Source organism: Pseudomonas sp. AC463 (genome assembly GCF_979253585.1).
Map to the genome: position 1 here is coordinate 1 of NZ_CEEDDZ010000242.1, position 359 is coordinate 359.

Consider the following 359-nt stretch of genomic DNA (forward strand, 5'->3'; position numbering starts at 1 on the left):
TTGATGGTCTGCGCGATAGACATAATCAGATTCCCACCCGCATGAACATCAGCACGCCGGACACGAGGAACACCCAGAACAGCGACAGCGGCAGGAATATCTTCCAGCCCAGCCGCATCAGCTGGTCATAGCGGTACCGGGGCACCGTCGCCTTGATCCAGCTGAACACGAAGAAGAAGAACAGGATCTTGGCGAACAGCCAGATGATGCCCGGCACCACATACAGCGGCGCCCAGTCGATCGGCGGCAGCCACCCGCCCCAGAACAGCGTCGCGTTCAGCGCGCACATCAGCAGCACGTTGGCATATTCACCGAGCCAGAACAGCGCGAAGCTCATCGACGAATATTCGGTCTGGTAC

The 359-nt window shown here is 59.1% G+C and carries 1 protein-coding gene; it reads right to left on the reverse strand.

Features of this window, described 5'->3' with window-relative positions; translation table 11 throughout:
• Nucleotides 1-25: 25 nt before the first annotated feature.
• A partial coding sequence (locus AC0IYH_RS29970) for an NADH-quinone oxidoreductase subunit H (RefSeq protein WP_471837735.1) occupies nt 26-359 on the reverse strand: 334 nt, incomplete at its 5' end.